Raw genomic sequence first — 26,968 nt, 5'->3', positions numbered from 1 at the left:
TAAATTCTAATGAAAAATAAATTACTTCCAATAGTTTTTGTATTAAGTTTTTATTCAGCTTATTCGCAAGTAATTATAGGAAAAAAAGAACCAAATCTTTCAAGTCAATTAGAGGTCTTCGCAGAAGATAAAGGAGTTTTATTTCCCAGAGTCGCATTAACAAGTTTAACTGATACAAATACGATTGCAGAAGGAAATGTAAACAGTCTTTTTGTTTTTAATACAACAACTGCGACAGACTTAAAACCCGGATATTACTATTGGTATATCGACAAATGGAATAAAATTAGTACTTCAGATGACATACCTGTTAATACAACGGCTGATAAGGGAGTACCAGGTGATAAAGGGCAACCAGGTTATCCCGGTTCTGATGTAATGATTTACACCGATACAGAAACAGTAACTGTTTATATTCAACAACCTGATGGTACTTGGATTAAAATAAATGGAAAGAATGGAAAAGATGGAAGTGATGGAAAAAGTATCAATTCTGCGTTAATTGATGAAAATGGAGATTTAGTTTTAAAATACACTGATGGAACTACTAATAATGCTGGTAAAGTAAAAGGAGATGCGGGAAGTAATGGTGATAAAGGTTTAGATGGAAAAGGTGGTGAGACTCAGGGGAGTAATACTATAAAAGTTGATGGTATAGGAACTACGGAAAAACCTTATGTCGTATCAGCAATTACTAAGGAGTTATCAACAGATAATACGAGTGATATTCTTAAGATTGTTCAAGGTGCAGGAGCTACTCTGGTTGATGCTAAAATTAATTTAGTTAAAGGTCCAATTAATACATATTTAGCCACTGATGAAAAAGGAGTGCTAAAATGGAATAATAATCCATGGTTGACAAGAGGTAATTTAGGAACAAGCGCGACAACAGATTTTATCGGAACCAAAGATGACAATGACTTGGTTTTTAAACGTAATAATGTGCGAAGTGGTTTATTGAATGCGCAAAATACTTCATTTGGCGTTTATGCTCTTAACCCAGCATCTACAGGTGTTAATAATGCGGCATTTGGTTCGAATGCATTGAAAGCTAACACTAGCGGAACACTAAACACTGCCTTTGGAGCAGATGCACTAAGAAATAATACAACAGGGCAATGGAATACTGCAATTGGCTATGGCGTATTATGTTTTAATAACGTTGGGGAGCAAAATACAGCTATTGGAACAAAAGTTCTGTTTAATAATAGTTCAGGTTCATTTAACATTGGTATTGGTATAAATACAATGAATGGTAATGTTTCCGGAAATGATAATATTGGTGTTGGAAATTATGCAACAAATTTGAACAAAAGCGGGAGTGGCAACATAGCATTTGGAACTAATGCTTTAAGATATTCTGATGTTGGAAACGACAACATTGCAATTGGAAAGTACAGCGGAACACATGTTGGTGCAACTGGTGGTACTCTTGCAACTTTGGTAGATAATTCTATTTTTATTGGTGTAGATACAAGAGTAGCAAGACTTGGAGATACTAATCAAATTGTGATAGGGAATAATGCAGTGGGTAAAGGTAGTAATACGATTCAACTAGGAAACACTCAGGTAACTGGTGTATATACAAGTGGTTCTATGACTGCTACTCAATTTTTCAGTGGCTCAGACAAACGTTTACAGACAAACATAACTGATAGTTCTTATGGTTTAAATTTTATAACCAAATTGCGTCCAGTAACCTATTTTATGAAAAATGAAACTAATAATTTGAAGTCTGGTTTTATTGCTCAGGAAGTAAAAGCTGTGGCAAATAGTTTAAATTATGAATTTAGCGGTGTTTCTGAACCTACTAATACAGAAGTTTTTTATAGCCTAAATTATGCAACTTTTGTAGTACCTTTAGTAAAAGCAGTTCAAGAGCAACAAAATATAATCGAAGATTTATATAAAAAAAATAATGATTTAGAGGCTAGATTAAAACGACTAGAAACATTATTGGATAAATAATTAAGATCAATAAATTTTGAATGGTTCTAAAATGCATAAAATTTAAAACAAGAAAGAGGAAGTTTAACTTCCTCTTTTTTTATAATCATTTTGAAGCTATTAATTTGGATTCCTCGGAAGTAAAATTGTTAGAAATAGTGTAAGTTCCAATTTTAGCAATAGTCATTTCGTCTAAAATATCAATAAGGTTTTGTAAATTACTCTGTTCACTTGGTTTAATAACTACGACAGCTCCTCTGCCAGACTGTCCTAATTTGGCTGATTTTTGTAATATTTCGGTATTAATTTTCTGTAACTCTTTTCTAATTCCATTTTTTCCATAATTAGTTTTTATAACATTTTGTGAAGATGAAAAAAAAGGTCTGTATATGAGTAATTTATCTTTATGAAGTGAAATGTAGATGACATTTTGTTCAGGAAAAAGTATACCATTTTCATCAGTAAAAATTCCGTTTTTCTGCGTCACAATACAATTGGTTGAGTAAATTCTATCAGCGCAATTTGAAAAATAATATGCAATACTATTTGGTTTTAGTAATTCAGTAATAAATACAAAAAATATTAGCATTAAGTATGTTACATTAATTATTGCTAATGATTCGGATTTGATAGTAATACCTTTTTTATTTATACTTTTTCTCATTTCAAAGAGATTAATTTTTAAATAGTAAAAGTATTACAATAAAATGTGTTTTAAATATATTTTTTAGTGAATTTTATTTAAGTAAAAACTATTTTGAAGCTAATAATTTTGACTCTTCAGGAGTATATTCATTCACAATTGCATAAGTATCAATTCCAACAATTGCCATTTCATCTAATATGTCAACCAAGTTTTTAAAATTTGACTTTTTACTTGGTTTTATTATAACTATCGGGTCGTATTTTGGTTTTCCAATAGTCGCTCCACGTTCTAAGATCGTTTTTTTTCTATTGAAAAGTTCTTGACGGATTCCATTCTTACCATAATTTAGATTTTTTGGATTTTCAAGGGGAGCAAATAAAAGACCTGAATATGAAATTATTTTATCATTATCATCTAATAAAATAGTTATAATACGACGCACATCAGTGCCACAACTGATAACGCAATCCATTTCATCGGAGTACCTTTCTGGCAAACTCAAATCAACAGCTTTTGGTTTTCTTAACTCGGTTGCTACCATAAAAAATATAATCAGCAAAAAAGAAACGCTGACCATTGCAGTTAAATCGACTCTAGAACTTAACTTTTTACTTCTTACTTTTTTAGGTAGATTTTGCATAATGAATAAGTTTTAAAACTAATTTAAGAATAAAACTAAAACGAAAATCATTTAGTTGGAGAAAAATATAAAAAAATAATTTTTACGTACAACATCTTGTTTTACAGTGTGTTTTGAGAATAATTCAAAGTTTTTTAAAATTATTTTTAGTTTTCATAAAACCAAAACAAATATTACGGCGTAAATGAGCTTATAACTTAAAATATTAATTATGAAAACTAGAAAATTTTTAGCCACAGCAATTTTAGCATTAGCATTCGGATTTACATCTTTCGCTCAAAAATCAGTAATGGTTGGCATGCGCAGCAATGTATCCTAATAAAAACATTATCGAAAATGCCGTTAACTCAAAAGATCACACCACATTGGTTGCGGCAGTAAAAGCGACTGATTTAGTTGAGACTTTAAAAGGTGCAGGACCATTTACCGTTTTTGCTCCAACAAATGCGAACTTTTGACAAATTACCGAAAGGAACTGTTGAATCATTATTAAAACCTGAAAACAAAAAAATGCTTCAAACGATCTTGACCTATCATGTTGTTTCTGGAAAATGGAATTCGGCTGATATTGCAAAAGCAATAAAAGATGGAAAAGGGAAAGCGGTTATTAAAACTGTAAGCGGTGGAACTATTACGGCATGGATGAAAGGTAAAGATCTTTACATTACAGATGAAAATGGTAACAAATCTAAAGTTACAATTGCAGATGTTAACCAATCAAATGGTGTAATTCATGTAGTTGATGCCGTGTTGTCGCCAAAAAAGTAATAGATTAGAAAATTCCAAAATAAAAATTCCAAATTCCAAGCTTAAAATTGGAATTTGGAATTTTTATTTTAAGATTTTTAAAACTATTTTTTCGCAGTCAAAGTACTTCCAGCAGACGCCGCAACGACACAAACCACCGCCAAAATCTCATAAAAACTTAAGTTTTCCTGTAGAAAAATAAATGCACAAATAGATGCAATTGCAGGTTCTAAACTCATTAAAATACTAAAGGTACGAGGAGGAAGCTGACCTAAGGCTTTCATTTCTAAAGTAAATGGAATTGCGCTGGATAAAAGCGCAAGTGCAACACCCATTCCAAAGAGTTTTGGAGTTAGATTAGCTAATCCGTTTTCTAAAAATCCGAAGGGTAAAATTAAAATTGCTAGCAAATAACATTCCCGTTGAAACGGCTTGGTCGCCGTTCATTATTTTAGAAATTTTTCCTCCTAAAACTATATAAGCAGTCCAAAATGCTCCAGCCAAAAGTGCAAATAAAATACCTAGCGGATCGAGACGATCATTTGTCCACGGTGCAATTAATAAAATCCCTATTGCCGCCAGCAAAACCCAGCAATAATCAATTAAGCGTTTGGAACCTAAAATAGCCAATAATAAAGGCCCAACAAATTCTAAGGTAACGGCTAAACCAATTGGAATTCGTTCTATAGCAAAATAGAAAATTAAATTCATGGCGCCCAAAGACAATCCGTATGGAATAACGATTTTCCATTGGTCTGAGGTAATTGCTTTTAGATTTGGTCGGTAAGCTAATAACAGAATTAAAGCAGAGATACCAATACGCAACGATGCGGTTCCTGCGACTCCAATTGTAGGGAAAAGTGTTTTGGCGATTGTCGCACCACACTGAACACTAATAATTGCCAATAATACAGCGGGAACAGGAGGAAGGTTGATTTCTTTATTTTTCATTAAAAAATGGTAATGGACTGCAAAACTACGAAATAAGTTTTGCCGAAACCACTTCTCTTTTTAAATAAAGCCGCTATACAAATAAGTTTATAATAAAAACGATTTTTTTAGACTATTCTAATGCACGTTTTGTAACATAAGCGCGATAACCAATAATAGCCATTTGCCATTTTTTTGCTTTTGCAATATCTAAGCCTTGTTTGGTAAAACTTGGCAATAATATTTTATTTAATTTGGCTAAGAATTTATACATAGTAGATTTGTTTTTTCAAAGATATAAAAAAAGACTTTGTGATTGAAGCAAAGTCTTTTAAGGTGTAAATTATGTAAATAGAAAAACCAGTGTTTTAAGCACTGGTTTTTCTATTAATGAATAAAGCAAATTAAGCTTTTTTGTTTTCTTTTTCCCAAGCTTTCATGTCTCTTACGTGTCGCTTCATATCTTTATCATGTTGCTTCATATCTTTTGCATGTTGTTTCATGTCTTTTTCATGCCGCTTCATATCAAGCTCCAACTGTTTCATATCCTGCTCATATTGCTTCGTATTTCCATATTCTGCATCATTTCCAAATTTAAACTTAAAGTCATAATTGAATTTGTCCATATTAACATTGAATTTCTCCATTGCTAATTCATACTTAGCCATTTCTTTTTCATAAACAGCTTCTCTTTGAGACATTACGATTTCAATTTGTCTTTGGTAAGCTTCTAATTGAGGTTCAATAATTTCCATTTGCTTTTCAAAAGCTTCCATTTCTTTTTCGAACTTACTCACTGCGACTTTATCATTCATGTTTTTTGGAGCTACAGGCGGTTTTGGCATTTTTGACATATCAAATGCCGGAGCAAGCAGGCATTGGTCCTGATGGAAAAGCTGGTGGTGAAGGTGGTGTAGGAGGTAACACATCAGAATCTCCGTAGTGGCGAACAATAACTTTGTCGTTTTTAACCATTACAGGAACCGAAAAATTTCCATCTGTAATAATATTGATAGATTTTTGTCCGTCTTCGTCAGTTCCAATTGCAAATTCGCAGTCTTTTATAGCTTCATCTCCGTCTATTACAATAGATTGCTTTTTACCAGATTCTGATTTTACTTTGATTTGAATTGCTGTTAATTCTTTTTTTAGAATTTCTTTTTACGTCCGAAATTTCGATTTCAAGATTATGACTTGCTTTTAATTTTCCTGGCATTTCTTTTAATTCCTGATCGCTCGTATTTTTAGTGATTTTGAATGTTTCCTCAGTGGTTTTGATTGTATCTTTTGAAATTGCAAGTAGTTCGTTTTGTTTCTTTTCCTGTGCAATTGTTTCTATTTGAAATAAAAGAACAAAAGCCCCAAGTGCAGGAATTACGGCATAATACTTCCAATAGTTTGTCTTGTTTGATTGATTTTTGTTTAACATGACGATTCGTTTTTTGATTAATGATTGATAAAAATGATTGGTGATTGCAACACAGTTTTCATGTGTTGTGATTTTTAAAAGTGTGTATTGATACGCTTTTTTGTCGCTGATTTTTTTAGAAGCCTCACTGTCAGCAATAAACTCAAGATTTTGCAGAATAGCTTTTTTGTACAGCCACACAATTGGATTGAACCAAAATAGAATACAGAAGATTCTCGAAATCAAAACATCTACAGTATGATTTTGATCACTGTGTACTTTTTCGTGTTCCAAAATACTTTCTAATTCCGCCGGAGTATATAGTGATGAGTTATATACAATATAATCGAAATAAGAGAAGGGAGCAATGTTTTCATTTATATCAATAAATTTGAAATCTTCCTGCTGTTGTATTTCTTTTCCTTTTAAAACTGTGTTCAGGCTATAAAAATCAAGTCCAAATTTGACCATGAAAGCTGTAAATCCTAAACCATAAACCGCAATTAAAATTAAATCCCAATTGATTTCAATTGATTCTTCTTCAACTGTCGCTTCTGGATTGTACTGCGGTTTATAAGCAACAGTACTATTGTTAGAAACAGTAGCAGTAGAAAAGTTTTCAATCGCTCTATCTACAGTTATTGGAGCCGCTGGTTTTTCAACCCAGATCACTTTAGTGTAAACTACAAAAGGCAGTATTACAGAAGTTATCAATCCCGCAATTAAAAAAAAGTACTGCTGTTAAAAAAAGTTTCTTTGCGAAGTAACAAAATATAAGCAAAATAAAACATTGCTAGTAACCCGCTTGATTTTAGGATAAAAATGAAAAGTGCTTCCATAGTGTTTGATTATTTACCTTCTTTTGGATTTTCGATCATATCTAATATTTCTCTTAATTCGGTCGCAGAAATTTTTTCTTCTTTAGCAAAAAAAGAAACCATACTTTTATATGAACTGTTGAAATAGTTGTCAATTGCTGTACTCATAAAACCTTGTCGGTAATCTTCGATACTTACAATTGGGTAATATTGATGTGTGTTTCCAAAAGCATTATGCGCAACATATCCTTTCTCTTCCAGATTACGAACAATAGTCGATAAAGTGTTGTAATGCGCATTGATCTTCTAAAATCTCTGCTTGAATTTCTTTCACAAAAGCTTTTTTGAGCTTCCATAAAATATGCATGATTTCTTCTTCCTTATTGGTTAGCTTTTGCATTTTAGTTTATTTGCGGGTTTCGATTTCAATTACGCCATCTGATCCTTTTTCGCCATATTTTGAAAGTGCGTTAGTTCCTTTAAAAACGGACATACTTTTAATATCTTCAGGTTTGATTTCGTCAAGATCAAAACCGTGTGGCATTTCTGTTCCATCAACAATTATAAGAGGTACACCTTGTACTTTAGATTTTGAAGAACCGCTCGTTACCGCAACATTTGTTTTTCCATTAGAAGTAGTAATTTTAGTAACTACATTGTTGTCATCATTATCTGTGGTTACAATAGTGTTGCTATTTGAATTAGTATTGCTGTTAGTTTTTGTACTAGTATTAGAATTAACGTTGACATTGGTTTGGTTTTTAGAGTTTTGGTTTTGAGTAATAATAATATTTGAATGTGGAGATGTTGAATTATCATCATTATCTTTATTTACATTCACAGTTGCGCCGCCTTTACTTAGTGCAGTTTTTGATTCTTTATTTGAATCGTTTATAGTTTGAATTCCGATCTTTTTTGTCACCATTATTATAAGTTATAATAACTACTCCAAATTCATTTATAGCTTGATTGCTAGAGTTTTGAATGGATTTAGCACGTTGCTTTCCTTTTTTGATATCAACTACAATAGATGTTAATTGATTAGAATCATTTCTCTTAATTTCAGAAATCTCAAATTTTACATTGTGATCTTTCAGCAAATTACTTTTGATTTCATTCAATTCTGCATCTGTAGAGTTTTTTCGGATTTTATAAACATCTACAGATTTGATGTTTGATTCATTTTCCTGTATAATTTGCGGTTTTTCCTTTGCAATTACTTCAACTTGAAATAATAAAACAAAAGCCGCAAGTGCAGGAATTACAGTGTAGTACTTCCAAGAATTCTTCTTTTTTGATTGATTTTTGTTTAACATGACGATTCGTTTTTTGATTAATGATTGATAAAAATGATTGGTGATTGCAACACAATTTTCTTGTGTTGTTATTTTTAAAAGTGTGTATTGATATGATTTTTTATCTTGTATTTTTTTTGTCGCTTCGCTGTCGGCAATAAATTCAAGATTTTGCATAATAGCCTTTTTGTAAAGCCAAATAATAGGATTGAACCAAAATAAAATACAGAAGATTCTAGAAATCAATACATCTACAGTATGATTTTGATCGCTGTGTACTTTTTCATGTTCAAGAATATTCTCTAATTCGCTTGGAGTGTACAATGATGAGTTGTAAATGATATATTCGAAATAGGAGAAAGGAGCAATGTTTTCGTTAATATCAATGAATTTAAAATCGGCTTGTCGCTGAATTTTTTTCCTTTGATAATAGCATTCAGACTGTAAAAGTCAATGGCTAGTTTTAATATAAAAACTAAAAATCCAAGTCCATAAATTGTTAGTAGAATAGTACTCCAGCTAAAATCAACAGATTCTTTTTCAGAGTGATCACCAAAAGTTGATTGAATAGCAGTATCTACATATGGGTCAGCATCTATCCAAATAATCTTTGTATAACTTAATAGTGGTAAAAAAGTCGCGACAATTAAACCAGATATTAAAAACCATCTGTTGCTGTTAAAGAATGTTTCTTTGCGTAATAAAAAATAATAAACACAATAGAAAAACAACATTAAACTGCATGATTTGGCGATATATATAAAAAGTGCTTCCATAAGTCGCCTATTTTTTTCGTTTTTATTTTCGATCATTGATAAAATTTCGCGCAGTTCATCTGCAGAAATTTTTTCTTCTTTAGCAAAAAAGGAAACCATACTTTTATACGAGCTGTTGAAATAATTGTCAATCGCCGTTTTCATAAATCCTTTTCTGTAATCTTCAATGGCAACAATAGGAAAGTATTGATGCGTGTTACCAAACGCATTATGGCCAACATATCCTTTTTCTTCCAAATTACGAACAATGGTTGACAGCGTGTTATAATGTGGCTGGTCTTCAGTAATTTCTGCTTGGATTTCTTTTACAAAAGCTTTCTTTAGCTTCCATAAAATCATCATAATTTCTTCTTCTTTGTTTGTTAACTTCTGCATCTTCTCTAATTTTAATTCAAACCTACAACTATTTTTTTAGTTACGCAACTATAAATATAGTTATTTAACTAAAAATCAAGTTTGAATTGACTTTTGAGCGCAGAAATATGATTCAAATTTAATGGTATTAATTTGAATTTCAGTTATTTATGTAATTTAAATTTGTTTAAGAAATTTTCTCTGCGACCAAGGCATTTTTAATCCAAATACAACATCCAGTTGCAATTACACCTATGCAAGCCATAAACAACCAGTTAATTTGGTAGCCCAATCGGGTAATAATTTCAAAGCCCACTTTAGAACTAATAATATGAGCAAGGCTAAAACTCATGGTATAAAGTGCCATATAACGGCCTTCTTGTCCGCGTGGTGCTCGGCTCAAAGCAAAAGCATTGGAAAATGGAAAAGTCAAAACTTCTCCAATAGAAATACAAACCATGCTGACTACTAATATTCCTGCCCACATATTAATGAGAAGGATAAAGAAACTTAAGGCCATAACAAATGAACCAACAATAATAATTCTGATTTTAGGAAATGCTTTTCTTTCTAGAAAACCAACAGTAGGCATTTCTAAAGAAAAAATCAAAAGTCCGTTGAGTGTCATTAATAATCCTGTTTGTAATTCGCTCAATCCAAATTTCTCATTATGATATAAAGGTAAAGTGGTAAAAAGCTGAAAGAAGATCATTGCAGTAATAAAACTCACAAATAAGAAAACCCAGAAAATTTTATCATGAAAAACAGATTTTACGTCAGAAGCGCTTTCGGTTTTATCATCATGAATAGCTTTTTTCTTTTCTTTTACCAATAAAGCAAAAATAGAGATCGAAATGATACAAGAAGCTCCATCAACCCAGAAAAGACCAGAATAACCCATTCCCATAATAATTAAACCACCAAGAGCAGGTCCGGCGGCAAAACCTAAATTTACAGCAAGACGAACCAGGGTTAAGGCGCGCGTTCTATTTTCTGGTTTTGCGTAAGCTCCTAAAGAAACAAACATCGCCGGCCTAAACATATCTGCAATGGTCATTAATAAAAACATCGCAACGCAAAGCGCCCAAAAAGTAGTAATATATTGAACAAAGAAAAGCGAAACGCCACTGGTAAATAAACTAAAAATCATGATTTTATAAAACCCTATTTTATCTGAAAGTTTACCTCCAAGCCAAGATCCCAGCATAGAACCAAAACCAAACGCCACCATAATCCATCCAACTTGATTGTAGGTAAAATGAAGATCTTCTTTTAAATATTTAGATAAAAAAGGAAGTACCATTGTTCCAGCACGATTGATAAATGTGACAACGGCCAGAATCCAAATTTCTCTTGTAAATCCTCTAAAATTGTTAATGTAATGGGTAAAAGCGGTTTTAAGCATTTTGCATGATATATTATCGTTACAAAGTTAGGAAACTTTGTCTCGTTAAGTGGTTGTTGTTTTGTTACTTTTGAACTATTTTTGCATAAAATTTCTAAGATGAAAACTATAAACGCCCTAGTTTTATTGTTGGTTTTTAATTTTGGCTTCGGTCAAAAAAAATTTAGTAAAAGCGATGCCGAAAAATTTCAAAAGAAACTTAATTCGGAATATGCTGATCCTAAGACAAGTCCGTTAATGGCAGAAGATTTAAAAACATTTAAAAGCTTAGATTTTTATCCTATTTCCGCGACCTATTTTGTGAATGCTACTTTGGTAAAAGCAAAAGGAGGAAAGGTTTTTGAAATGAAAACTTCAGGAAATTATACTCCAAAGTATATTAAATATGGCACTTTAAACTTTAAAATAAACGGAAAAGCTTTTAAACTGGCCGTTTATCAAAGTTTAGATCTTATAGTACAGGAAAAATATAAAAATCATTTGTTTTTACCTTTTTCAGATTTAACTAGCGGCAAACAAAGTTATATTGGAGGGCGTTATATCGATTTAGAAATTCCAAAAGGAAATACAATAGCAATCGATTTTAATCAAGCTTATAATCCGTATTGCGCATATAATTACAAATATTCTTGTCCGCTGGTACCGTTGGAAAATGATTTAAAAATTGAAATTAAAGCAGGAGTCAAGACCTTTCATTAATGGAATATTTTAATTTTCATACCCATCAATTTACCAATCAATCTGATGTTTTAGAATTGGTTAATCAATATCCAAAAGAATTTGATGCCTCGATTGCATTTTATTCTATTGGCATTCATCCGTGGTATATTGATGAAAATACGATAGATGCCGATTTAAAAATTATAGAAGAAAAATTGCAGACTGAAAATTGCCTGGCAATAGGAGAGTGCGACTTGGATAAAAGAATTGAAGTTCCTTTTGATTTACAGATTTCAGTTTTTGAAAAGCAATTAGCTTTGGCACAAAAATTCAAAAAACCAGTCGTGATACATTGTGTTGCCGCTTTTCAGGAAGTAATTGAAATTAAGAAAAGATTGAAAATCACGGTTCCGATGATTATTCATGGTTTTTCGAAAAACAAACAAGTTGCAGAACAATTAATTACAGCAGAATTTTATCTTTCATTTGGAAAATATTTATTGAAAAATCCCGATTTAAAAACGGTTTTTGAGTATGTACCAAACGATCGTTTTTTTCTGGAAACAGATACAATGGAAGAATCAATTGAGCAGGTTTATGAATTAGCTTCTCAATATAAAGATGTAAATATAAAAGAATTAAAGACTATTATTTCGAGTAATTATAAAAGTGTATTTAGCAAGTAGATAAAATATAAGTTTTAGGATTTCACCCTGAGCGAAGTCGAAGGGAATTACAAAAAAGCACGAGGGCTTCGACTTCGCCCAGCCTGACAAATGCAAAACCTGAAACCTGAAACAAATAAAACTAAAAAAACAAAATATAATATATGGCAGAGTGGACAGAAAGAGCTGAGCTTTTATTTACGAAAGAGGGATTAGAAAATTTACAAAAATCTAATGTTTTAGTCGTTGGATTAGGAGGAGTTGGATCTTTTGCGACTGAATTTTTAGCAAGAGCAGGAGTAGGAAACATGACAATTGTAGATGGCGATGTTGTAGATATAACCAATATCAACCGCCAGTTACCAGCATTGCATTCAACAGTAGGGCGACCAAAGATTACAATTGTGGGCGATCGTTTGATGGATATTAATCCAGAATTAAACCTTACTCGCGTACAGGAATTTCTTTCTCCAGAGCGTGCTTTCGAAATTGTTTCTCCAGAATTTGATTATGTTTTAGACTGTATCGACAGTATTACTCCAAAACTAAATTTGATTATAGTCGCAAAAAGAAAAAGAGTAAAAATCATCAGCAGTATGGGCGCAGGCGGAAAAATGCTGGCTTCTAAAGTAAAAGTTACAGATATTTCTAAAACGGTAAACTGTTATTTTTCTAAAACAATCCGTAAGCGTTTGAGAGAAGTAAAAATCAATAAATTAAAAGTGGTTTTTTCTTCTGAAATTCAAGACGAAAAAAGCTTAAAATTAACCGACGGAAAAAACTTTAAAAAGTCTTTTTACGGAACAAACAGCTATATGCCAGGGTTATTTGGTCTGCATGTCGCTGAAACAGTGATTAGACATTTGCTTACGAAATAAGCAGTCACGTTTACAGTTTTCAGTGTAAAAGTAAAAACCTTTGAACCTTTGTTCCTTAGAACCTTAAAAAAAATGATTAAAACAGTAATTTTTGACATGGACGGTGTAATTGTAGATACAGAACCTGTTCACCGTTATGCTTATTATCTACAATTTTCGGAGTTGAATATTGAAGTTCCTGAAGAAATGTATACTTCGTTTACGGGATTTTCTACTCGAAATACATTTCAAACTTTAAAAAGCTATTTTCCTTCTGTAGAACAGGAAGTTGAAGATTTGATTCAGAGAAAACGCAGTATTTTTAATGATGCATTTGATACAAAAGAAGATTTATATCTTTTGGATGGCGTTGAAGATTTAATTAAAGACTTATACAACAGCGGAATACAATTAATCCTTGCTTCATCAGCTTCAAAAGTAACTATTGATCGTGTTTTTACAAGATTCAATCTGCATCAGTATTTTACTGATATTGTTAGTGGAGAAGATTTTCCACAGTCAAAACCAAATCCGGCGATTTTTATTCATGTCGCGTCATTATCTATTGCGCCAAAAGAAGAATGTATCATTATTGAAGACAGCACTAACGGTATAAAAGCCGCTAAAGCTCGCCGGAATATACTGTATAGGATACAAAAGTGAACATTCAAAGCCGCAGGATTTAGATCAAGCAGATTTGATTATTGATCATTTCAATGAATTAAATGCCGAAAAAAATATCACAGCTAAAAGCTTGAATTATATAAAATTTAACATTTGTTCGGTAATTGAATTTGTAAATTTGAACAAACAAAAAAACTCACAAGAATGAAAAAACTACTTATTGCATTAGCCCTGATCTTAGCGCCATTAGCATCAGAAGCGCAAGTAAAAACGCCGCAATCAAGTCCAAAAGGATATATAAAACAAACTGTAGGTTTAACAGATGTTGAAGTTACGTACTCAAGACCAGGTGCAAGAGGTAGAGCTGTTTTCGGAAACTTAGTTCCATTTGGAAAATTATGGAGAACTGGTGCTAATGAAAATACTATTATCAACTTCAGCGACGATGTAATTATTGACGGAAAAACGTTGAAAAAAGGGAAATATGCAATTTATACAGTTCCAAGAATTGAAAGCTGGGACGTAATTTTTTATCTTTCTACAGACAATTGGGGATTGCCAGAAAATTGGAGTGATGCTTATGTAGCTTTAAAAACTACTGTAAAAGAAGATGCTTTACCAACTCCTGTTGAGACATTTACAATCGGAATTAACGGTTTAGATCCAAATTTCGGCTATTTAGAAATGGCTTGGGAAAATTCTCATGTAGCTTTAAAATTTGAAGTTCCAACGGCGAAAACGGCTGTAGCAAGCATCGAAAAAACTTTGGCTGGTCCAACTTGGAATGATTACTACGGTGCCGCCCAATATTTATTTCAATCAAACGGAAATATCGAAACAGCAAGAACGTATGTAGACAAAGCGCTTGATATGAGTACAGATAAACCGTATTACGTATCAAGATTGAAATCACAGATTCAAGCAAAACAAGGTGATAAAAAGGGAGCAATCGAAACAGCAAAAGCTTCTTTAGCATCTGCTGAAGCCGCAAACAACGCAGATTACGTAAAATTAAATAAAGACAGTATCGCAGAGTGGAGCAGATAATAATTTTTACAAATTATAAATTTCAATTATAAAATTCCAAATTCCAAAACTTTCGGGTTTTGGAATTTTTTTTGCTTTGTTTTTAACCGTAAAGAGCGTAAAGATTTACGCAAAGTTCGAAAAGTTTATTCCCAAAACTTTGCGAACTTTGCATTATTAGTAAACGTCGCCTTTAAAAAAACCTTGCGGTCTTTGCGGTTAAATCTCCTGATTAAATTAGGAAGCAAGTTCTTTGTTGGAATTTAGAAAAAGTTAATTCAAACTTGGCGGTTCCGGAATTTTAATCGTTTTCTTTATTTTCTTAATCAAAAGATAAAAAGTTATACCACCTAATATTATGAGAAGAGCAATTTGCAATTGCCCCAGACTGTTGTTTTTGTTGTACATCGCATTAGCAGCGACAAGTTTAGATTTTCCTTCTTCAATTTGAATTTGCGACAGAGATTCTAATGTTTTTAAAGCTTGTGTGCTGGAACTAGCAATTTTCCCCCAATTTTTATTTTCGACCTGTTTATTAATTTCTTTGCAGGAACTTAAAAAAACGTCAAAATGCTGTTTTTCTTTATTTGTCAAAACGGTTTTAGCATACAAATCGTCAATTCCGTGAATGATATCCAGCGTATGAATAATTTCGTTTTTTTTGATATTATCACTTAGATTTAGTTTTTCGGCTTCGGCTTTTATAAAATGAAGCTGTTTCGAATACTGAAAAATATAATGTGCAACCACGAGTCGGTCTTTATAAATCGCATTGATATTATCATTTACGTTTTTAGAATTTCGCAGTGTATTAAAATTGCCTAATAAAATTAGCAAGATCACTAGTAATAGAATAAAAGCGACTTTGGTTTTATTGCTGTATTTTTTTAAATCTTTCATAATGATGGTTGTTGAAAATTAAAATTACTTAGGGAATCATTTTATTTTTAGTCAAGTCTATATTTTTTATAGAGGCCAACGGAGTAATTTTTACCGTTTTATCTCCTTTTACTAAATAAAAGTAATAAAGGCTGTTATTTCCTAAAATAAAAACGTCTTTAGATTCGCCTTCATTAAAATCGATTTTATAATCATATTCTAATGTATTATTATGTAATTTTTTCTTGTTGAAATAACCGCCCGCAAATCCGTAGCCAAGAAAAAACGATAATAAGAAAAGTATTAGAGATTTTATCGCAATGCCGTTGTAATAGCTTTTTGTTTCTTCGGCTGATAATTGATCTGTGGGTTTTAATTCAAAAGCCTTTTGTACAAAACGTATATCTTTCTTTTTATCTAAAAATGAAGGCAGATGAAAGTGTAATACAAACAGTAAAATTATGGCAATTAAAATTATGGGATTAGAAGTAAACTCTGCAATCGGACTAATTAAAACATCCATTATCGTGGAGTATCTTAAAATATTTATTCCAAATTGATAATAATAAATACTGTCCTTCAATATTCCCATCAAAATCAGGAAAAGATAACCGAAAGGAAGCAATTTTTCTAAATCGTCTGAAATTTTCATTTACAATTTTGGCTTAGGATTAAGATTGTTTTTGGTTAATCCTTTGAGGATTAATTTAGAAGAACTAAAATAGTACTTTTTACTTACAATTTAGAAGAATTATTTTATTCTAACTTATGTAATGGCGAAGTATACTTTTTAGGAGCTGTTTCCTGCTGTCCGCTGTATCTTTTGTGCCTCCCGAAGCTTCGGGACCGGCACAAAAGGATGACGCTTCCATCAGGGCTAGGGCAGTAGGAGAAAAGAAAAAGTTTTTTTTATTTGATAAAATTGGCCTACAATCGAAATTTTCTACCTTCTTTATAATTTATTGGAAAATTTGGACCTTTAACTCCAAATGGACCAGAACCGTTTTTATTGTAATAATATTCATTTTTATCATCTGTATATTTTCCTGAGCACAACAGATTAAAAGTAGTGCTTTTTCTACTTGATTTTAAAACATTTATATCAATCCAAACTGGAATTTTGTTATTTCTATATAATAACTCAACAACCTCAATATCTGTAAGGTCAAGTTTTATAACATCATTATCTTCGGGATATATTTCAAATTTATTTGATCCAATAATATTACTTCCTACAGTAAGAATTACATTGTATTTAAAATCATTTACTAACTTATCTTTAACGAATCGCTCCGCAAATTTTAGGGCAACAAAACTAGCACCATTTAAATGAAATAAGAATTCTTGCTTTGTCATTGTTGATTTTTTTAAATTATTCCAAAATCATTTCTTCATCGTTTTTCCCTTTAAAAAACAAAAACTGCAGTAATAAGGCTAATACAATTGTCAAAATTGCACCAATAAAATTAAGCCATAAATAGCCTAGTTTTTCCTGGGTGTAAATCATAAAATAATAGATTACAAAAATCGTCAATTGACTTATAATGGCACTTATAAACATTGGTTTTGCCTGAACTCTTTTTAAGTAAAAACCAACCAAAAATATTCCTAAAACCGTTCCGTAGAAAATAGATCCAATAATATTTACGAGCTGAATTAAGTTTTCAAACAAAGTACCAACGCAGGCAAAAAGTATGGCTACAACACCCCAGAAAAGAGTAAAGAATTTTGTCGCATTCAAATAATGCTTTTCTGATTTTTCGCTTTTGAGATTTCGTTTATAAATATCGATTGCCGTTGTCGAAGCGAGCGCGGTAAGTCCAGAAGCCGTCGACGACATTGCAACCGAAAGAATAACGGCCAATAACAATCCGATTAAACCTTTTGGTAGATAATGCAAAATGAAGTGAAAAAAGACGTAATCTTTATCATTTGTTTCAGTATTACTATCTGCTCTCGAAATAATTTCTTTCGCTTTATCTCTTAAATCTTTTTCTTTATTAGATAATGCAACTAGTTCTTTACGCAAAATCGGATTGTCATAATCTTGATTTAACTGATCGATATACAACAAATTGATTACTTTTTTGTCTTCAGAAAGTTTCTCTAATTTTTTTTCTAAAACGCTGTATTCTGCCTTAAACGGCGATTTTTCAATAGCAATTTTATTATTTGGGTTAAAGTTTAATGGAACAGGATTGAATTGAAAAAATACAAAAACCATAACTCCTGTCAAAAGAATAAAGAACTGCATCGGAACTTTTAAAAGTCCGTTCATAATTAATCCCATCTGACTTTCACGAACTGATTTTCCTGATAAGTAACGCCCAACCTGAGATTGGTCTGTACCAAAATAGGCGAGTGCCAGAAAGAAACCTCCCGTAATACCGCTCCAAAAAGTGTATTTTTCTTCGGGATTAAAAGAGAAATCGACAATATTCATTTTATCATTTGCTCCAGCAATATGAAGCGCACTGGTAAAAGTCATATCATTTGGCAGATAATGCAGAATCAGGAAAAAAGTAATAAACATTCCAGACATAATCACAAACATCTGCTGTTTCTGAGTAACGTTTACCGCTTTTGTTCCGCCGGAAAAAGTATAAATAATTACCAAAACTCCAATCATGATATTCATCAAGGTTAGGTTCCAGCCTAAAAGCGCCGACAAAATAATTGCGGGTGCATAGATTGTTAATCCAGTTCCTAAACCTCTTTGTACTAAAAATAAAATAGCAACGAAGCGAACGGGTTTTAACGTCAAATCTTTTTTCTAAAAATTCGTAAGCAGTAAAAACTTTGCTTTTATGGTAAAGCGGAATAAAAGTCACACAAATAACAATCATGGCAATTGGCAGACCAAAATAAAACTGCACAAAACCCATTCCGTCATGATAGGCTTGTCCTGGAGTAGACAAGAAAGTAATAGCGCTGGCTTGTGTTGCCATAACAGAAAGTCCAACAGTATACCAAGGTGTTTCGTTGTTTCCTAAAATGAAATCTTCAACATTTTTACTGCCTTTGGTTTTCCATGAGCCATATCCAACAATAAATAATAATGTTACAATAAGTACGATCCAGTCAAATAGCCGCATAGGTTATGAGTATAATTGCATGATTAAGAAAAAGATAGCAATGTAAATTGCATTAGCGACCAAAACATAGGTGTAGCTTTTTTTCCATTTTTTTGTTTTTTTCGCTTCCATAATTATTGCTTTATGTCTTTTTTAGGAGCTTCAATTGGTTGTTTCAGCGAAATAATATTCGATAATAATCGATAAGCGCCAGAAACACCTTCAGGTAATTCTCTGAAGAAACTCAAACCTGTGTAAATATAGTATCCTTTTCCGTATGGAGCCACTAATAAAGCACCATTTTTAGCAGACTCACCTTTGTCATGTGACGAAATAATAGGAGTAAAGGCAGGATCATATTCATTTGGATAATACAAACCTTGCTCTTGTGTCCAGCCTTCAAAATCTTTTGCTGTTATTTTATTTGGTGTATTTAAAACAGGGTGATTCGGTGCAAGAAAAGTGATTTTTGCATTCTCTTCAGTCACACGATCATTTGATAATTTTAACGGATATGGCGCAATTTTATCGGTTACTAGTTTTCCGTTTGTATTGTATTGTACAATCATATTCTTACCGCTTTTTACGAAATTGAAAAGAATACTTTGCTTGTTTGCTAAAGCATTTACGGTATTGTACGCACGAATTCCAGTAATAACTGTGCTGAAAGAATCTAATTTTTCGGGTGTAATTTCTTCTGGTTTTAGAATAGAAACTTTGTAACCCATTTGTGCTAAACTTTCAGGTACTTCGTCGCCAGCGCCCATAATGTAAGCAATTGCGTCTCCAGAAGTTTTTAAATCGATTCTAATACATTTTGATTCAGCTGGTTTTAAAACCATTTGTTTTGTAATATGACTAAAATCTATAATGGTCTGATCTTTATCAAAACGCTTGTTGTCTACAACAGCAATACTTTTTGCGGTAACTTCTTCTGGATTAACTGGCGGCGTAACTTCAAAATAAAATAGTTGTTCGCTTCCTTTTTTGTCTAAGGCAAACGGAATCTCTTTTGGAGAAACATTCCAGCTTTTTGGTAAATCCAATTGTAAATTTCCTTTTACATCGTCTTTTCCTGCACGTACTTTTACAGGAATCATTTTAGTTTTAGTATCTCTAAAAATCAATACTTTTTCTAAAATTGAAGTAGTAACTTCTGGTACGATATCAAGGAAATTATACATTTCTCCTTTTACACCGTCGTTGTATTTATAAACAACAGTTCGTTCAAACGGAATTTCTACACCATTTATTTTTACATTAAAAACGACTTTTACATTTCTAATAATATCTGGAATCCCAATATTCTCTTGATTAGAAACTGTGTACATTCCAACTGTTGCTTTTTCCTTTAACCAATACGGCTGTGTATATTCGATATTGCTTGGAAGCTGTAACGAAAGATTGATTCTTTGATCGTTATTATTTTTTAAAACGCTGTTTTGAACTGTAGTTTTATTATCTGGCAATGTGGTTATACTTGCCAATTGCATATCGACAGAACATCTGTTGATAGCTTCAAGGCTAAGTCTAATTGTGCTCCCTGGAGTTGCTTCTTGTTCATTTGCAACAGCTTCAAGATATAAGCCTGAACAAGAGGCAATGATGTTTTTTGTAGCCGCAGCTTTAATGGTTTTCCAATGCGTATCCTCTAAAGCTTCAATCATTGAATAGGCTTTCACTAAATCTGGAATACTTGCAGATGGATTACTGAAATCGTATTTCGAAATAATTGATGTAATTAAATCTCCAACTGGTTTTCCGTTTTTTACACGGTTCCAGCTTGTGTCAATTCCATCAAATAAATTATCTCTTTCTTTTGGAGTTTCCCCATTTATCAGTTCTAAATATTCGGTTTCTTCTCCACGAACACCCGTACTTCCAAAACCTTGCGATTGATGACGGCTTCTGCTTAAAGCGACAATTTCCTGATTCGATTTTCCAATTCCAGTGTAATAAACACCAGTTTCTAACTTGCTGAATTTAGACTTATTGGTCGCGTCAAATTTTTCCTGGCTTCCGTAAAACCACCAAGACGGATTAAAAAATTGTCTTTTTACCTGCCAAGGTTTTACATATTGCAATTGCTCTGGATAAACTTTAGGATCGTTTGTCAATTTAAAACTGTCAACGCTCAACATTGCAGAAGAAGTATGGTGACCGTGTGTTGTTCCTGGCGAACGATGATCAAATCTATTGATGATAATATCCGGCTGAAATTTTCTGATTGTCCAAACTACATCAGCTAGTACTTTGTTTTTATCCCAAATATCTAAAGTTTCATCTGGATTTTTGGAAAAACCAAAATCATTTGCACGGGAGAAAAACTGTTCACCACCGTCAATTTTTCTAGCTTCAATTAATTCTTGCGTTCTTATAACTCCCAGTAATTCGCGCAATTGAGGTCCAATTAAGTTTTGACCTCCATCACCACGTGTTAATGATAAATAACCAGTTCTGGCATTCATATCATTTGCCAAATACGAAATCATTCGGGTATTTTCGTCATCAGGATGCGTCGCAACATATAAAACAGAACCTAAAAAATTTAATTTTTTGATTTGATTATAAATTTCAACCGAATTTAGTTTTTGCGACTGTTGTGCAAATGAAGTTTGAAAACCTATAAAAAATAGAAGAATGATCTGGATCTGTATTTTTCGCATGGTAAGAGTGAGATGTTTTTGAAATTGTCCCAAAAATACTAATTATTTTATGGAAGATTATTTAAATGAAATGTTAACGCACAATAATTGTACCTTAATTAAGGGGAGCGAAAATAAAAAAAGCCGCCAGATTAGTTCTGACAGCTTTTAAAATATATGTTTTGAAATTTAACTATTGTTTATTTCAATTTGTTTTCTGTGTCTTTGTAAGTACCTGTAATAGTAACGTTGCTTCCTTTTGTAACTTTTCCGTAGATTGTAATAGAAGAATCGTTTCCAATGAAATTAATTTTAGCACCACTGTTTAATCTTAAATCTCCCCAGATTACAACTGAACCTTCAACCTGCAATACTGCATTGTTGTTTATGATAAGTTCTGTTGATTGTAGAAATTTACCTTGAGACAAACTTCCTCTCATATTAAAAGTACCACCGCTGTTTAAAGTTAAATTACTTAAAACAGATATTGCACCACAATGTGTTAATACAGCACCAGAATTTACAATAGCTGAATTAATTGCTGTTGCTCCTTGGTATGATTTAATTTCGTTTGAATTTAAAATTAAATCTCTTCCTTGGTTGTATAAGCCATAAGATAAACAACTTGCAAATGTAGTATTTGGTTTTTCCATTTTAATGATTTTCAAACCGCCTGTTCCGCTGGCAACATAAATATAATTACCGCTAGATTTTACATAGTTTGAAGAACCCGCAATTCCCACAGAACCTAACAAACTAAGTTGTGTTCCAGATTGGTAAACATTAAGACCTAACGCACCATTTGCTAAAAATGCATAACCATCGTTTACAGAAACAGCATTAGTAACATTATCTTCGCCAGCGACAGTAATGCCAATAGTTTGTAATTTAGAACCGCTGTTGATATCGTAAACACCAAGACCGTTTGGACCTTCAGAAACTAAAAGTTTTGTTCCGTCGATATCCATTGTTCTTTTTGCACCGCTTATATCTGTAGATGTTGTAAAGCTTTTTTGCAGAGCAAGTGTCGATTGATTGTAAATATTAACACCTTTAGTTCCGCTTAGAGTTACTACTTTATCAGAAGTTAAGGCAATCGAACGTAAATCTGCCATTGCAGCTTTGCCTGTAATTGCTTTTGTAGAAGTACTCATTTTAAACAAACTTCCGTTGTCTCCTGTTACAGCAAAATAATTTGTAGAATTAGCGGCAACGTCTGTTGTTACTCTGCTTTCTAAATAATTAGTAGTTACTTTATCTGTAAGAAGTCCTGAACTTAAAGGCATATTAAAAAGAACCGCAGGATTATTAGCAAGCAAAGGATCTTTATCGATATCTTTTGTCGCTCCAATAATTAAATTTCCGTTAGCGTAAGTAAGAGAGGTAATATCTGTATTTGGAATTAAAGCAGATGTAACCAATTTTGGTTTATATGGATCTGAAACATCAATCACGTCGATTGCTCCAGAATATACATCACCTCTAGTGATATAAGAAACATAAGCATAGTTCCCGTTTACAGTAACATGACTTGCTTGTAATGTTTTTCCGTTGGCGTCAACTGGTGGTTTTACTTCAGCAATCTGAACTAAAGGGAAAGTTGTAATCGTACTTTCAGCAGATTTCCCTGTCAATGAAGTGTTTTCAACAGAGATTACTCCAGAATTGGTATAATCAAGCCTTTGGCTCAAAGCATTCTGATCTGAAGTAATGGTAATGTTATTCAACGATTGGTTGTCGTTTTTGTTATCATCATTATTGTCACATCCTATTAATAGTGACATTGCTAAAAATGAAAGTAAATAAACATTCTTTTTCATAAATTCTTTTTTGGATTTTAAAATTCGCCGCAAATATAGAATAGAATCTCATTAAACAAAGGTTAATTTTTTAAAACTCTTTGTTTTTCAGTGATTTATATTCAAATTACAATAAATTAACAAAACTTCAAAGTTAAATGATCAAAAAAAAGAGAGTATCGTTTTATTTGATACTCTCTTGTGTTGAATGCTAGATATTTAGCATTATCTTCTTCCAGGTCCACGTCCACGGTCGTCATGACGATCATCGTGTCTATCATGTCTGTCATGTTTGTTGTGATGTTTATCGTGTTTGTCATAATGTTTGTGATCATTACGGCGGTCATTGTAACCATAAACAGGTCTTGGTTTGTATGGTCTTTGCGACGCTCCATGATATCCTCTATAATATTTTACTTTATGACGGTCAAAGTAAGTATAAGGTGTTCTACCATGATAATCTGTTAGAACTACTTTGTAACCTCCATATAAATCATAATTTCTATATTGTCTTGGTAAGTAAGTTGTTCTAACCCATTTACCTCTTCCGAAATAGATAAATTGTGCGGCACGTACGTCATAATAGGCTTCAATATCTGGAAGATAATAGTATTCCATTTCGCTGTATCCTGCAGGTCCCCATGCTGGTGGATTTCCTATATTAACGTTAATCGATACTTGGGCTTGCGTGGCGTTTGCAACCAGTAGAAATAATCCGGCGATTGCTAATTTTATCGTTTTCATCTTATTTTATTTTTTAATTGTTACTCTTGTTTTGTGATATTCACATACTGTGCCAAAAAAATAAATCAGATGTAATTTGTCGGATAAAAAAGCATTTCAACGAGAAGATTTAAATGGGTATTATTTCTAATATATTGGTAATTAAATATTTTGTGAGTTTTTTGATTGTAGAAAAAAAAATAAAATTTATTTATAATCGACCACTCTTGGTTTTGCCAGTTCGAAACTTTGCATTTTGTAGTCAGTAGTTTCAAAAGTATTTGTTTTAAATACATTATCTCCCTGCATCGGAATACTTGGATAGTAGGAAAGTGAAAGCTGGAAGGAGCTGAAAACCAAGTAATCATTACTAATCAACAAACCTATAGTAAGTTTAGAATAAGGCTTACTTTTAGTCATGGTCGCTTCTGGACTTCCTAAAACCGCAATCGAATAATTGAAGAAAGGATTTAAACGGAAACCCCATAATGCATGCGGTGAATAGGTTTGAGTTTGAAGTGATAAAACAGCTTTACTTGTTCCAAACAATGCTGTTCTATATCCTGCAATTCCATTTTGCTCATTTATATCAAGCTGATCGCCAATAACATCATCACGATTGATTCCAATTACCAATTTCGGATTTACGAATTGTCTAAGTTTCCAATTTCCAATACTGTACAACTTTGTAAAATAATTCGATTCAAATAAAAAAGCCGTTCGATAAGTTTTAGATTGATGAAAGAAGGTTCCCGCTTCAAAATTCATACTCAAAAAACCTAACCGATAGTAGTTTCCAAACGAAAACTGCGCACCAACATAAGGCCTCCAAAAGGTATTTTTGTATTGATAGCCAAAAGTTAAACCATAAATTCTTCCCGTCGCAACGTCTTCTGTTTGCCCGTTCCTAAAAATATACCGGTCTTGAATAAATTTTCGTGTATTTAATCCGATACCGCTCAGAATAAATTTCTCACTAGAATAAAAATTATCAGGATCATAAAGTTCTGTCGGCGATTCGGTGTAGTTAACGTTTAAAAATCTTGCAGTCGTAATAAGGTTGGTTATGGCATCATGATTGTCTTTAAAAAGATTAAAAGCGCGTCCAACCCATAGATCCTGCGACTTATATTTTATTGGCTGATAGGCATAGGAGAGATCCGGTGCTTGTAATGTGTCTCTCCTATAAAATTCATCCACATAAACACCGCCGGCCCATTTAGTTAAAGGAGAATAGAAATCACGTTCTACATCAATACTTTTGATGTAGTTTCGATCCAAATCCATTTTATAATGAAGAATGGTGCTGATGTATGTATTTTTAATATTTGGAACCGTGTAAGTGGCTTCGTTACCATTTCGGCCGTCATCAAAACGATTGGTAAAACGGTATTCTAATTGCTGTCCAGAACCAAAAAAATCTTTTTCCTTAAAACCAACAGCCACTTGATTACTTGAAATAGAAAATCTCGGAATGGTGCTCCAGGAATCCAAAACACGGATCGTAACATCAACAGAATCCGACGCCTGTCCAACTGTCTGATTGGAAATACGAACAGCCGTTACATAACGCTGTGCACGTATCAAACGCTCCGATTCTAAAACTTTATACGTGTTATAAGGAGAATTTCTTTTAAAAAGCAATAAATTATAAATCGCTATTTTTTTAGTCTTTAAATGGAGTTTGTTTCCCGTTCTTTCACCCCAGTTTTTTGGCGCTTGAGCAGTGTCGGCAACAGAATATCCAAAAGGATCTAATGTGATTATATTTATTTTACGAATAATTTTTCCCTCGTAATTTGTGGAATCTATTTTTACAAGAAGTTCTTCTTTTTTCTTTGATTTTTTAGATCTGAAAAATATTTTATGCATCGTCTGCGTAAACTTATTTTTCTTAGAATAATTTCGAATCTTAGTATAAATCTCCGTGCTGTCTTTCTTAGGTTTAGGCTCTTTTTGAGCTTTATCTACCTGAGCATTTACGCCTTGTAAACAAAAGCATAAAAAAATAAAAATTAATATTTTTTTGTATAAAGACATTCGGTAATTTTTCTTCTAATAGTTTTTAGTGTTTAAGAATATATTGGATAAAGTATGTTTTTAATTATCAACGGCAGTTTTTCTTGTTCTCCATCTAAATTTCCGCAGCACATGATTCCCCATTAAATAACCCCAAGGAGCAAGTGATTCAATTCTATCAAATATTATTTTTAGAATAGCTAGAAGGGGAATGGCTAAAAACATTCCGGCAATTCCAGCATGGCGCCTCCGACAATGATTCCCATGATGGAAACAAATGCATTGATTTCTACTTTAGAATTAATAATTAAAGGCACAAGCAGATTATTATCAATAAACTGAACAATTATATTTACAATCAGAATTCCTAAAATTACCGATGTATCTGCAGATCCGGTTAAAGATGCCAAAACGGTAATAATTCCAGCGATTAAAATTCCGATATATGGAATCAGATTTAAAATACCAGTAATCAATCCCAATAAAATAAAATATTTAATGCCGATAATCCATAAACCTATACTGGTTAGCACGGAAACGACAATCATTTCAATAATTAAACTTACGATATATTTATTTACAGAAACTTTTATCTGCGAAAGGATATCTTTTAAAACTGGATGATTTTTTGGGCTTATCAGCTTTGCTAAAAACAGTTTAAAATGTTCTTTATAAATCAAAAATAGAAACGTATAAATAATGATAATCGTACTATCCAAAAGAACATCGCTAATTGATATTAGGGAAGAAACAATTGTGGCCTGACCATTTTTAACGGAATCTTTAGTAACCGTATCTATATATTTCTTTTGTTCTCCGATACTTACCTGAAAGTTTTCCCTAATAAATTTATGTATTTCTATAATAAAAGAATTAGCGTTTTTCTTTATCGTATCAAAATCATTGGCCATATAGGTAACCTGATAGGAAATGAAAACCAGAATTCCGACAATAAAAGATAAGAAAATCAGTAGGCAGACTATTGCTCGCAAGGTGTCTGGGAAATTTAAATTTTGTGTTTAGAAAAGTAA

General features: G+C 32.3%; 21 protein-coding genes and 6 pseudogenes. 7 read left to right on the top strand and 20 right to left on the bottom strand.

What is annotated here, in order from left to right; translation table 11 throughout:
• Positions 1-9: 9 nt before the first annotated feature.
• Complete coding sequence (locus ACZZ95_RS19475; RefSeq protein ID WP_463470293.1) at positions 10-1,968, top strand: tail fiber domain-containing protein; 1,959 nt, start codon at positions 10-12, stop codon at positions 1,966-1,968.
• An 85-nt stretch (positions 1,969-2,053) separates the two neighbouring features.
• Here ACZZ95_RS19475 and ACZZ95_RS19470 read toward each other — a convergent pair whose 3' ends face one another.
• On the bottom strand, positions 2,054-2,611 hold the full coding sequence (locus ACZZ95_RS19470) for a hypothetical protein (protein WP_463470292.1): 558 nt from the start codon (positions 2,609-2,611) through the stop codon (positions 2,054-2,056).
• Positions 2,612-2,699: 88 nt separating this feature from the next.
• Positions 2,700-3,233 (bottom strand): ExbD/TolR family protein, encoded by a 534-nt coding sequence (locus ACZZ95_RS19465; RefSeq protein ID WP_463470291.1) that lies wholly within the window; start codon positions 3,231-3,233, stop codon positions 2,700-2,702.
• Between the two features lie 211 nt (positions 3,234-3,444).
• On the opposite strand from ACZZ95_RS19465, the pseudogene ACZZ95_RS19460 reads away from it, so the two are divergent.
• Positions 3,445-4,001: pseudogene (locus tag ACZZ95_RS19460) on the top strand (fasciclin domain-containing protein).
• A gap of 83 nt (positions 4,002-4,084) precedes the next feature.
• Here the strand turns inward: ACZZ95_RS19460 and ACZZ95_RS19455 are convergent.
• The 9 genes and pseudogenes from ACZZ95_RS19455 to ACZZ95_RS19415 all read right to left on the bottom strand — a co-directional run bounded on the left by ACZZ95_RS19455 (position 4,085) and on the right by ACZZ95_RS19415 (position 10,966).
• Positions 4,085-4,931, bottom strand: a pseudogene (locus ACZZ95_RS19455) (EamA family transporter).
• A gap of 112 nt (positions 4,932-5,043) precedes the next feature.
• Positions 5,044-5,184 (bottom strand): SsrA-binding protein, encoded by a 141-nt coding sequence (locus ACZZ95_RS19450; RefSeq protein ID WP_095951105.1) that lies wholly within the window; start codon positions 5,182-5,184, stop codon positions 5,044-5,046.
• A gap of 130 nt (positions 5,185-5,314) precedes the next feature.
• Positions 5,315-5,755, bottom strand: a complete 441-nt coding sequence (locus ACZZ95_RS19445) for a hypothetical protein (protein ID WP_463470290.1) — start codon at positions 5,753-5,755, stop codon at positions 5,315-5,317.
• A 254-nt stretch (positions 5,756-6,009) separates the two neighbouring features.
• Positions 6,010-7,032, bottom strand: coding sequence for a M56 family metallopeptidase (locus ACZZ95_RS19440; RefSeq protein ID WP_463470289.1), 1,023 nt, complete (start codon positions 7,030-7,032; stop codon positions 6,010-6,012).
• A gap of 134 nt (positions 7,033-7,166) precedes the next feature.
• Positions 7,167-7,536: pseudogene (locus ACZZ95_RS19435) on the bottom strand (BlaI/MecI/CopY family transcriptional regulator).
• A 6-nt stretch (positions 7,537-7,542) separates the two neighbouring features.
• Positions 7,543-8,061, bottom strand: a complete 519-nt coding sequence (locus ACZZ95_RS19430; protein ID WP_463470288.1) for a hypothetical protein — start codon at positions 8,059-8,061, stop codon at positions 7,543-7,545.
• Positions 8,015-8,755 carry a M56 family metallopeptidase gene (locus ACZZ95_RS19425; protein WP_463470287.1) on the bottom strand — a complete coding sequence of 247 codons (741 nt, stop codon included), beginning with the start codon at positions 8,753-8,755 and terminating at the stop codon, positions 8,015-8,017. The genes ACZZ95_RS19430 and ACZZ95_RS19425 overlap by 47 nt, the downstream gene beginning before the upstream one ends.
• Before the next feature lie 464 nt (positions 8,756-9,219).
• Positions 9,220-9,582, bottom strand: a pseudogene (locus ACZZ95_RS19420) (BlaI/MecI/CopY family transcriptional regulator); the annotation flags it as partial.
• A 166-nt stretch (positions 9,583-9,748) separates the two neighbouring features.
• Positions 9,749-10,966: an MDR family MFS transporter gene (locus ACZZ95_RS19415; RefSeq protein ID WP_463470286.1), complete on the bottom strand. Its 1,218-nt coding sequence runs from the start codon at positions 10,964-10,966 to the stop codon at positions 9,749-9,751.
• 99 nt (positions 10,967-11,065) lie between these two features.
• On the opposite strand from ACZZ95_RS19415, the gene ACZZ95_RS19410 reads away from it, so the two are divergent.
• The 5 genes and pseudogenes from ACZZ95_RS19410 to ACZZ95_RS19390 all read left to right on the top strand — a co-directional run bounded on the left by ACZZ95_RS19410 (position 11,066) and on the right by ACZZ95_RS19390 (position 14,819).
• Positions 11,066-11,665: a DUF1684 domain-containing protein gene (locus ACZZ95_RS19410; protein WP_463470285.1), complete on the top strand. Its 600-nt coding sequence runs from the start codon at positions 11,066-11,068 to the stop codon at positions 11,663-11,665.
• The gene (locus ACZZ95_RS19405) at positions 11,665-12,312 is read left to right on the top strand and encodes a TatD family hydrolase (RefSeq protein WP_463470284.1); all 648 of its coding nucleotides are present in this window, start codon (positions 11,665-11,667) and stop codon (positions 12,310-12,312) included. The genes ACZZ95_RS19410 and ACZZ95_RS19405 overlap by 1 nt, the downstream gene beginning before the upstream one ends.
• A 143-nt stretch (positions 12,313-12,455) precedes the next feature.
• Positions 12,456-13,169 carry a tRNA threonylcarbamoyladenosine dehydratase gene (locus ACZZ95_RS19400; RefSeq protein WP_463470283.1) on the top strand — a complete coding sequence of 238 codons (714 nt, stop codon included), beginning with the start codon at positions 12,456-12,458 and terminating at the stop codon, positions 13,167-13,169.
• A 72-nt stretch (positions 13,170-13,241) separates the two neighbouring features.
• A pseudogene (locus tag ACZZ95_RS19395) lies at positions 13,242-13,906 on the top strand (HAD family hydrolase).
• Positions 13,907-13,976: 70 nt separating this feature from the next.
• On the top strand, positions 13,977-14,819 hold the full coding sequence (locus ACZZ95_RS19390; RefSeq protein ID WP_095951114.1) for a DUF2911 domain-containing protein: 843 nt from the start codon (positions 13,977-13,979) through the stop codon (positions 14,817-14,819).
• A gap of 252 nt (positions 14,820-15,071) precedes the next feature.
• On the opposite strand, the gene ACZZ95_RS19385 is transcribed toward ACZZ95_RS19390, so the two are convergent.
• From ACZZ95_RS19385 to ACZZ95_RS19345, 9 genes and pseudogenes are all read right to left on the bottom strand, one after another.
• On the bottom strand, positions 15,072-15,698 hold the full coding sequence (locus ACZZ95_RS19385; RefSeq protein WP_463470282.1) for an MCP four helix bundle domain-containing protein: 627 nt from the start codon (positions 15,696-15,698) through the stop codon (positions 15,072-15,074).
• 28 nt (positions 15,699-15,726) lie between these two features.
• Entirely contained in the window at positions 15,727-16,329 is a 603-nt protein-coding gene (locus ACZZ95_RS19380) for a hypothetical protein (protein WP_463470281.1), read from the bottom strand.
• A gap of 275 nt (positions 16,330-16,604) precedes the next feature.
• Entirely contained in the window at positions 16,605-17,033 is a 429-nt protein-coding gene (locus tag ACZZ95_RS19375; protein ID WP_463470280.1) for a hypothetical protein, read from the bottom strand.
• A gap of 16 nt (positions 17,034-17,049) precedes the next feature.
• Positions 17,050-18,772 (bottom strand): annotated as a pseudogene (locus ACZZ95_RS19370) (sodium:solute symporter family protein).
• Between the two features lie 113 nt (positions 18,773-18,885).
• The gene (locus ACZZ95_RS19365; protein WP_463470279.1) at positions 18,886-21,417 is read right to left on the bottom strand and encodes a PIG-L family deacetylase; all 2,532 of its coding nucleotides are present in this window, start codon (positions 21,415-21,417) and stop codon (positions 18,886-18,888) included.
• Positions 21,418-21,596: 179 nt separating this feature from the next.
• Positions 21,597-23,216, bottom strand: coding sequence for an LVIVD repeat-containing protein (locus ACZZ95_RS19360; RefSeq protein ID WP_463470278.1), 1,620 nt, complete (start codon positions 23,214-23,216; stop codon positions 21,597-21,599).
• A 204-nt stretch (positions 23,217-23,420) separates the two neighbouring features.
• Positions 23,421-23,939: a hypothetical protein gene (locus ACZZ95_RS19355; RefSeq protein WP_463470277.1), complete on the bottom strand. Its 519-nt coding sequence runs from the start codon at positions 23,937-23,939 to the stop codon at positions 23,421-23,423.
• Between the two features lie 186 nt (positions 23,940-24,125).
• On the bottom strand, positions 24,126-25,958 hold the full coding sequence (locus ACZZ95_RS19350; RefSeq protein ID WP_463470276.1) for a hypothetical protein: 1,833 nt from the start codon (positions 25,956-25,958) through the stop codon (positions 24,126-24,128).
• Positions 25,959-26,152: 194 nt separating this feature from the next.
• Positions 26,153-26,929 carry an AI-2E family transporter gene (locus ACZZ95_RS19345; RefSeq protein WP_463470275.1) on the bottom strand — a complete coding sequence of 259 codons (777 nt, stop codon included), beginning with the start codon at positions 26,927-26,929 and terminating at the stop codon, positions 26,153-26,155.
• Between the last annotated feature and the right edge of the window lie 39 nt (positions 26,930-26,968).

Source organism: Flavobacterium sp. AC267, from assembly GCF_979258715.1.
This window is presented reverse-complemented; position numbering and strand designations above follow the sequence as displayed.

Coding starts and splice junctions, on each gene's coding strand:
- ACZZ95_RS19450 (WP_095951105.1), bottom strand. CDS start 5,184: ATGTATAAATTCTTAGCCAAATTAAATAAAATATTATTGCCAAGTTTT.
- ACZZ95_RS19445 (WP_463470290.1), bottom strand. CDS start 5,755: ATGCCAAAACCGCCTGTAGCTCCAAAAAACATGAATGATAAAGTCGCA.
- ACZZ95_RS19470 (WP_463470292.1), bottom strand. CDS start 2,611: ATGAGAAAAAGTATAAATAAAAAAGGTATTACTATCAAATCCGAATCA.
- ACZZ95_RS19360 (WP_463470278.1), bottom strand. CDS start 23,216: ATGAAAAAGAATGTTTATTTACTTTCATTTTTAGCAATGTCACTATTA.
- ACZZ95_RS19380 (WP_463470281.1), bottom strand. CDS start 16,329: ATGAAAATTTCAGACGATTTAGAAAAATTGCTTCCTTTCGGTTATCTT.
- ACZZ95_RS19410 (WP_463470285.1), top strand. CDS start 11,066: ATGAAAACTATAAACGCCCTAGTTTTATTGTTGGTTTTTAATTTTGGC.
- ACZZ95_RS19365 (WP_463470279.1), bottom strand. CDS start 21,417: ATGCGAAAAATACAGATCCAGATCATTCTTCTATTTTTTATAGGTTTT.
- ACZZ95_RS19385 (WP_463470282.1), bottom strand. CDS start 15,698: ATGAAAGATTTAAAAAAATACAGCAATAAAACCAAAGTCGCTTTTATT.
- ACZZ95_RS19405 (WP_463470284.1), top strand. CDS start 11,665: ATGGAATATTTTAATTTTCATACCCATCAATTTACCAATCAATCTGAT.
- ACZZ95_RS19390 (WP_095951114.1), top strand. CDS start 13,977: ATGAAAAAACTACTTATTGCATTAGCCCTGATCTTAGCGCCATTAGCA.
- ACZZ95_RS19465 (WP_463470291.1), bottom strand. CDS start 3,233: ATGCAAAATCTACCTAAAAAAGTAAGAAGTAAAAAGTTAAGTTCTAGA.
- ACZZ95_RS19430 (WP_463470288.1), bottom strand. CDS start 8,061: ATGGTGACAAAAAAGATCGGAATTCAAACTATAAACGATTCAAATAAA.
- ACZZ95_RS19355 (WP_463470277.1), bottom strand. CDS start 23,939: ATGAAAACGATAAAATTAGCAATCGCCGGATTATTTCTACTGGTTGCA.
- ACZZ95_RS19350 (WP_463470276.1), bottom strand. CDS start 25,958: ATGTCTTTATACAAAAAAATATTAATTTTTATTTTTTTATGCTTTTGT.
- ACZZ95_RS19415 (WP_463470286.1), bottom strand. CDS start 10,966: ATGCTTAAAACCGCTTTTACCCATTACATTAACAATTTTAGAGGATTT.
- ACZZ95_RS19375 (WP_463470280.1), bottom strand. CDS start 17,033: ATGACAAAGCAAGAATTCTTATTTCATTTAAATGGTGCTAGTTTTGTT.
- ACZZ95_RS19400 (WP_463470283.1), top strand. CDS start 12,456: ATGGCAGAGTGGACAGAAAGAGCTGAGCTTTTATTTACGAAAGAGGGA.
- ACZZ95_RS19475 (WP_463470293.1), top strand. CDS start 10: ATGAAAAATAAATTACTTCCAATAGTTTTTGTATTAAGTTTTTATTCA.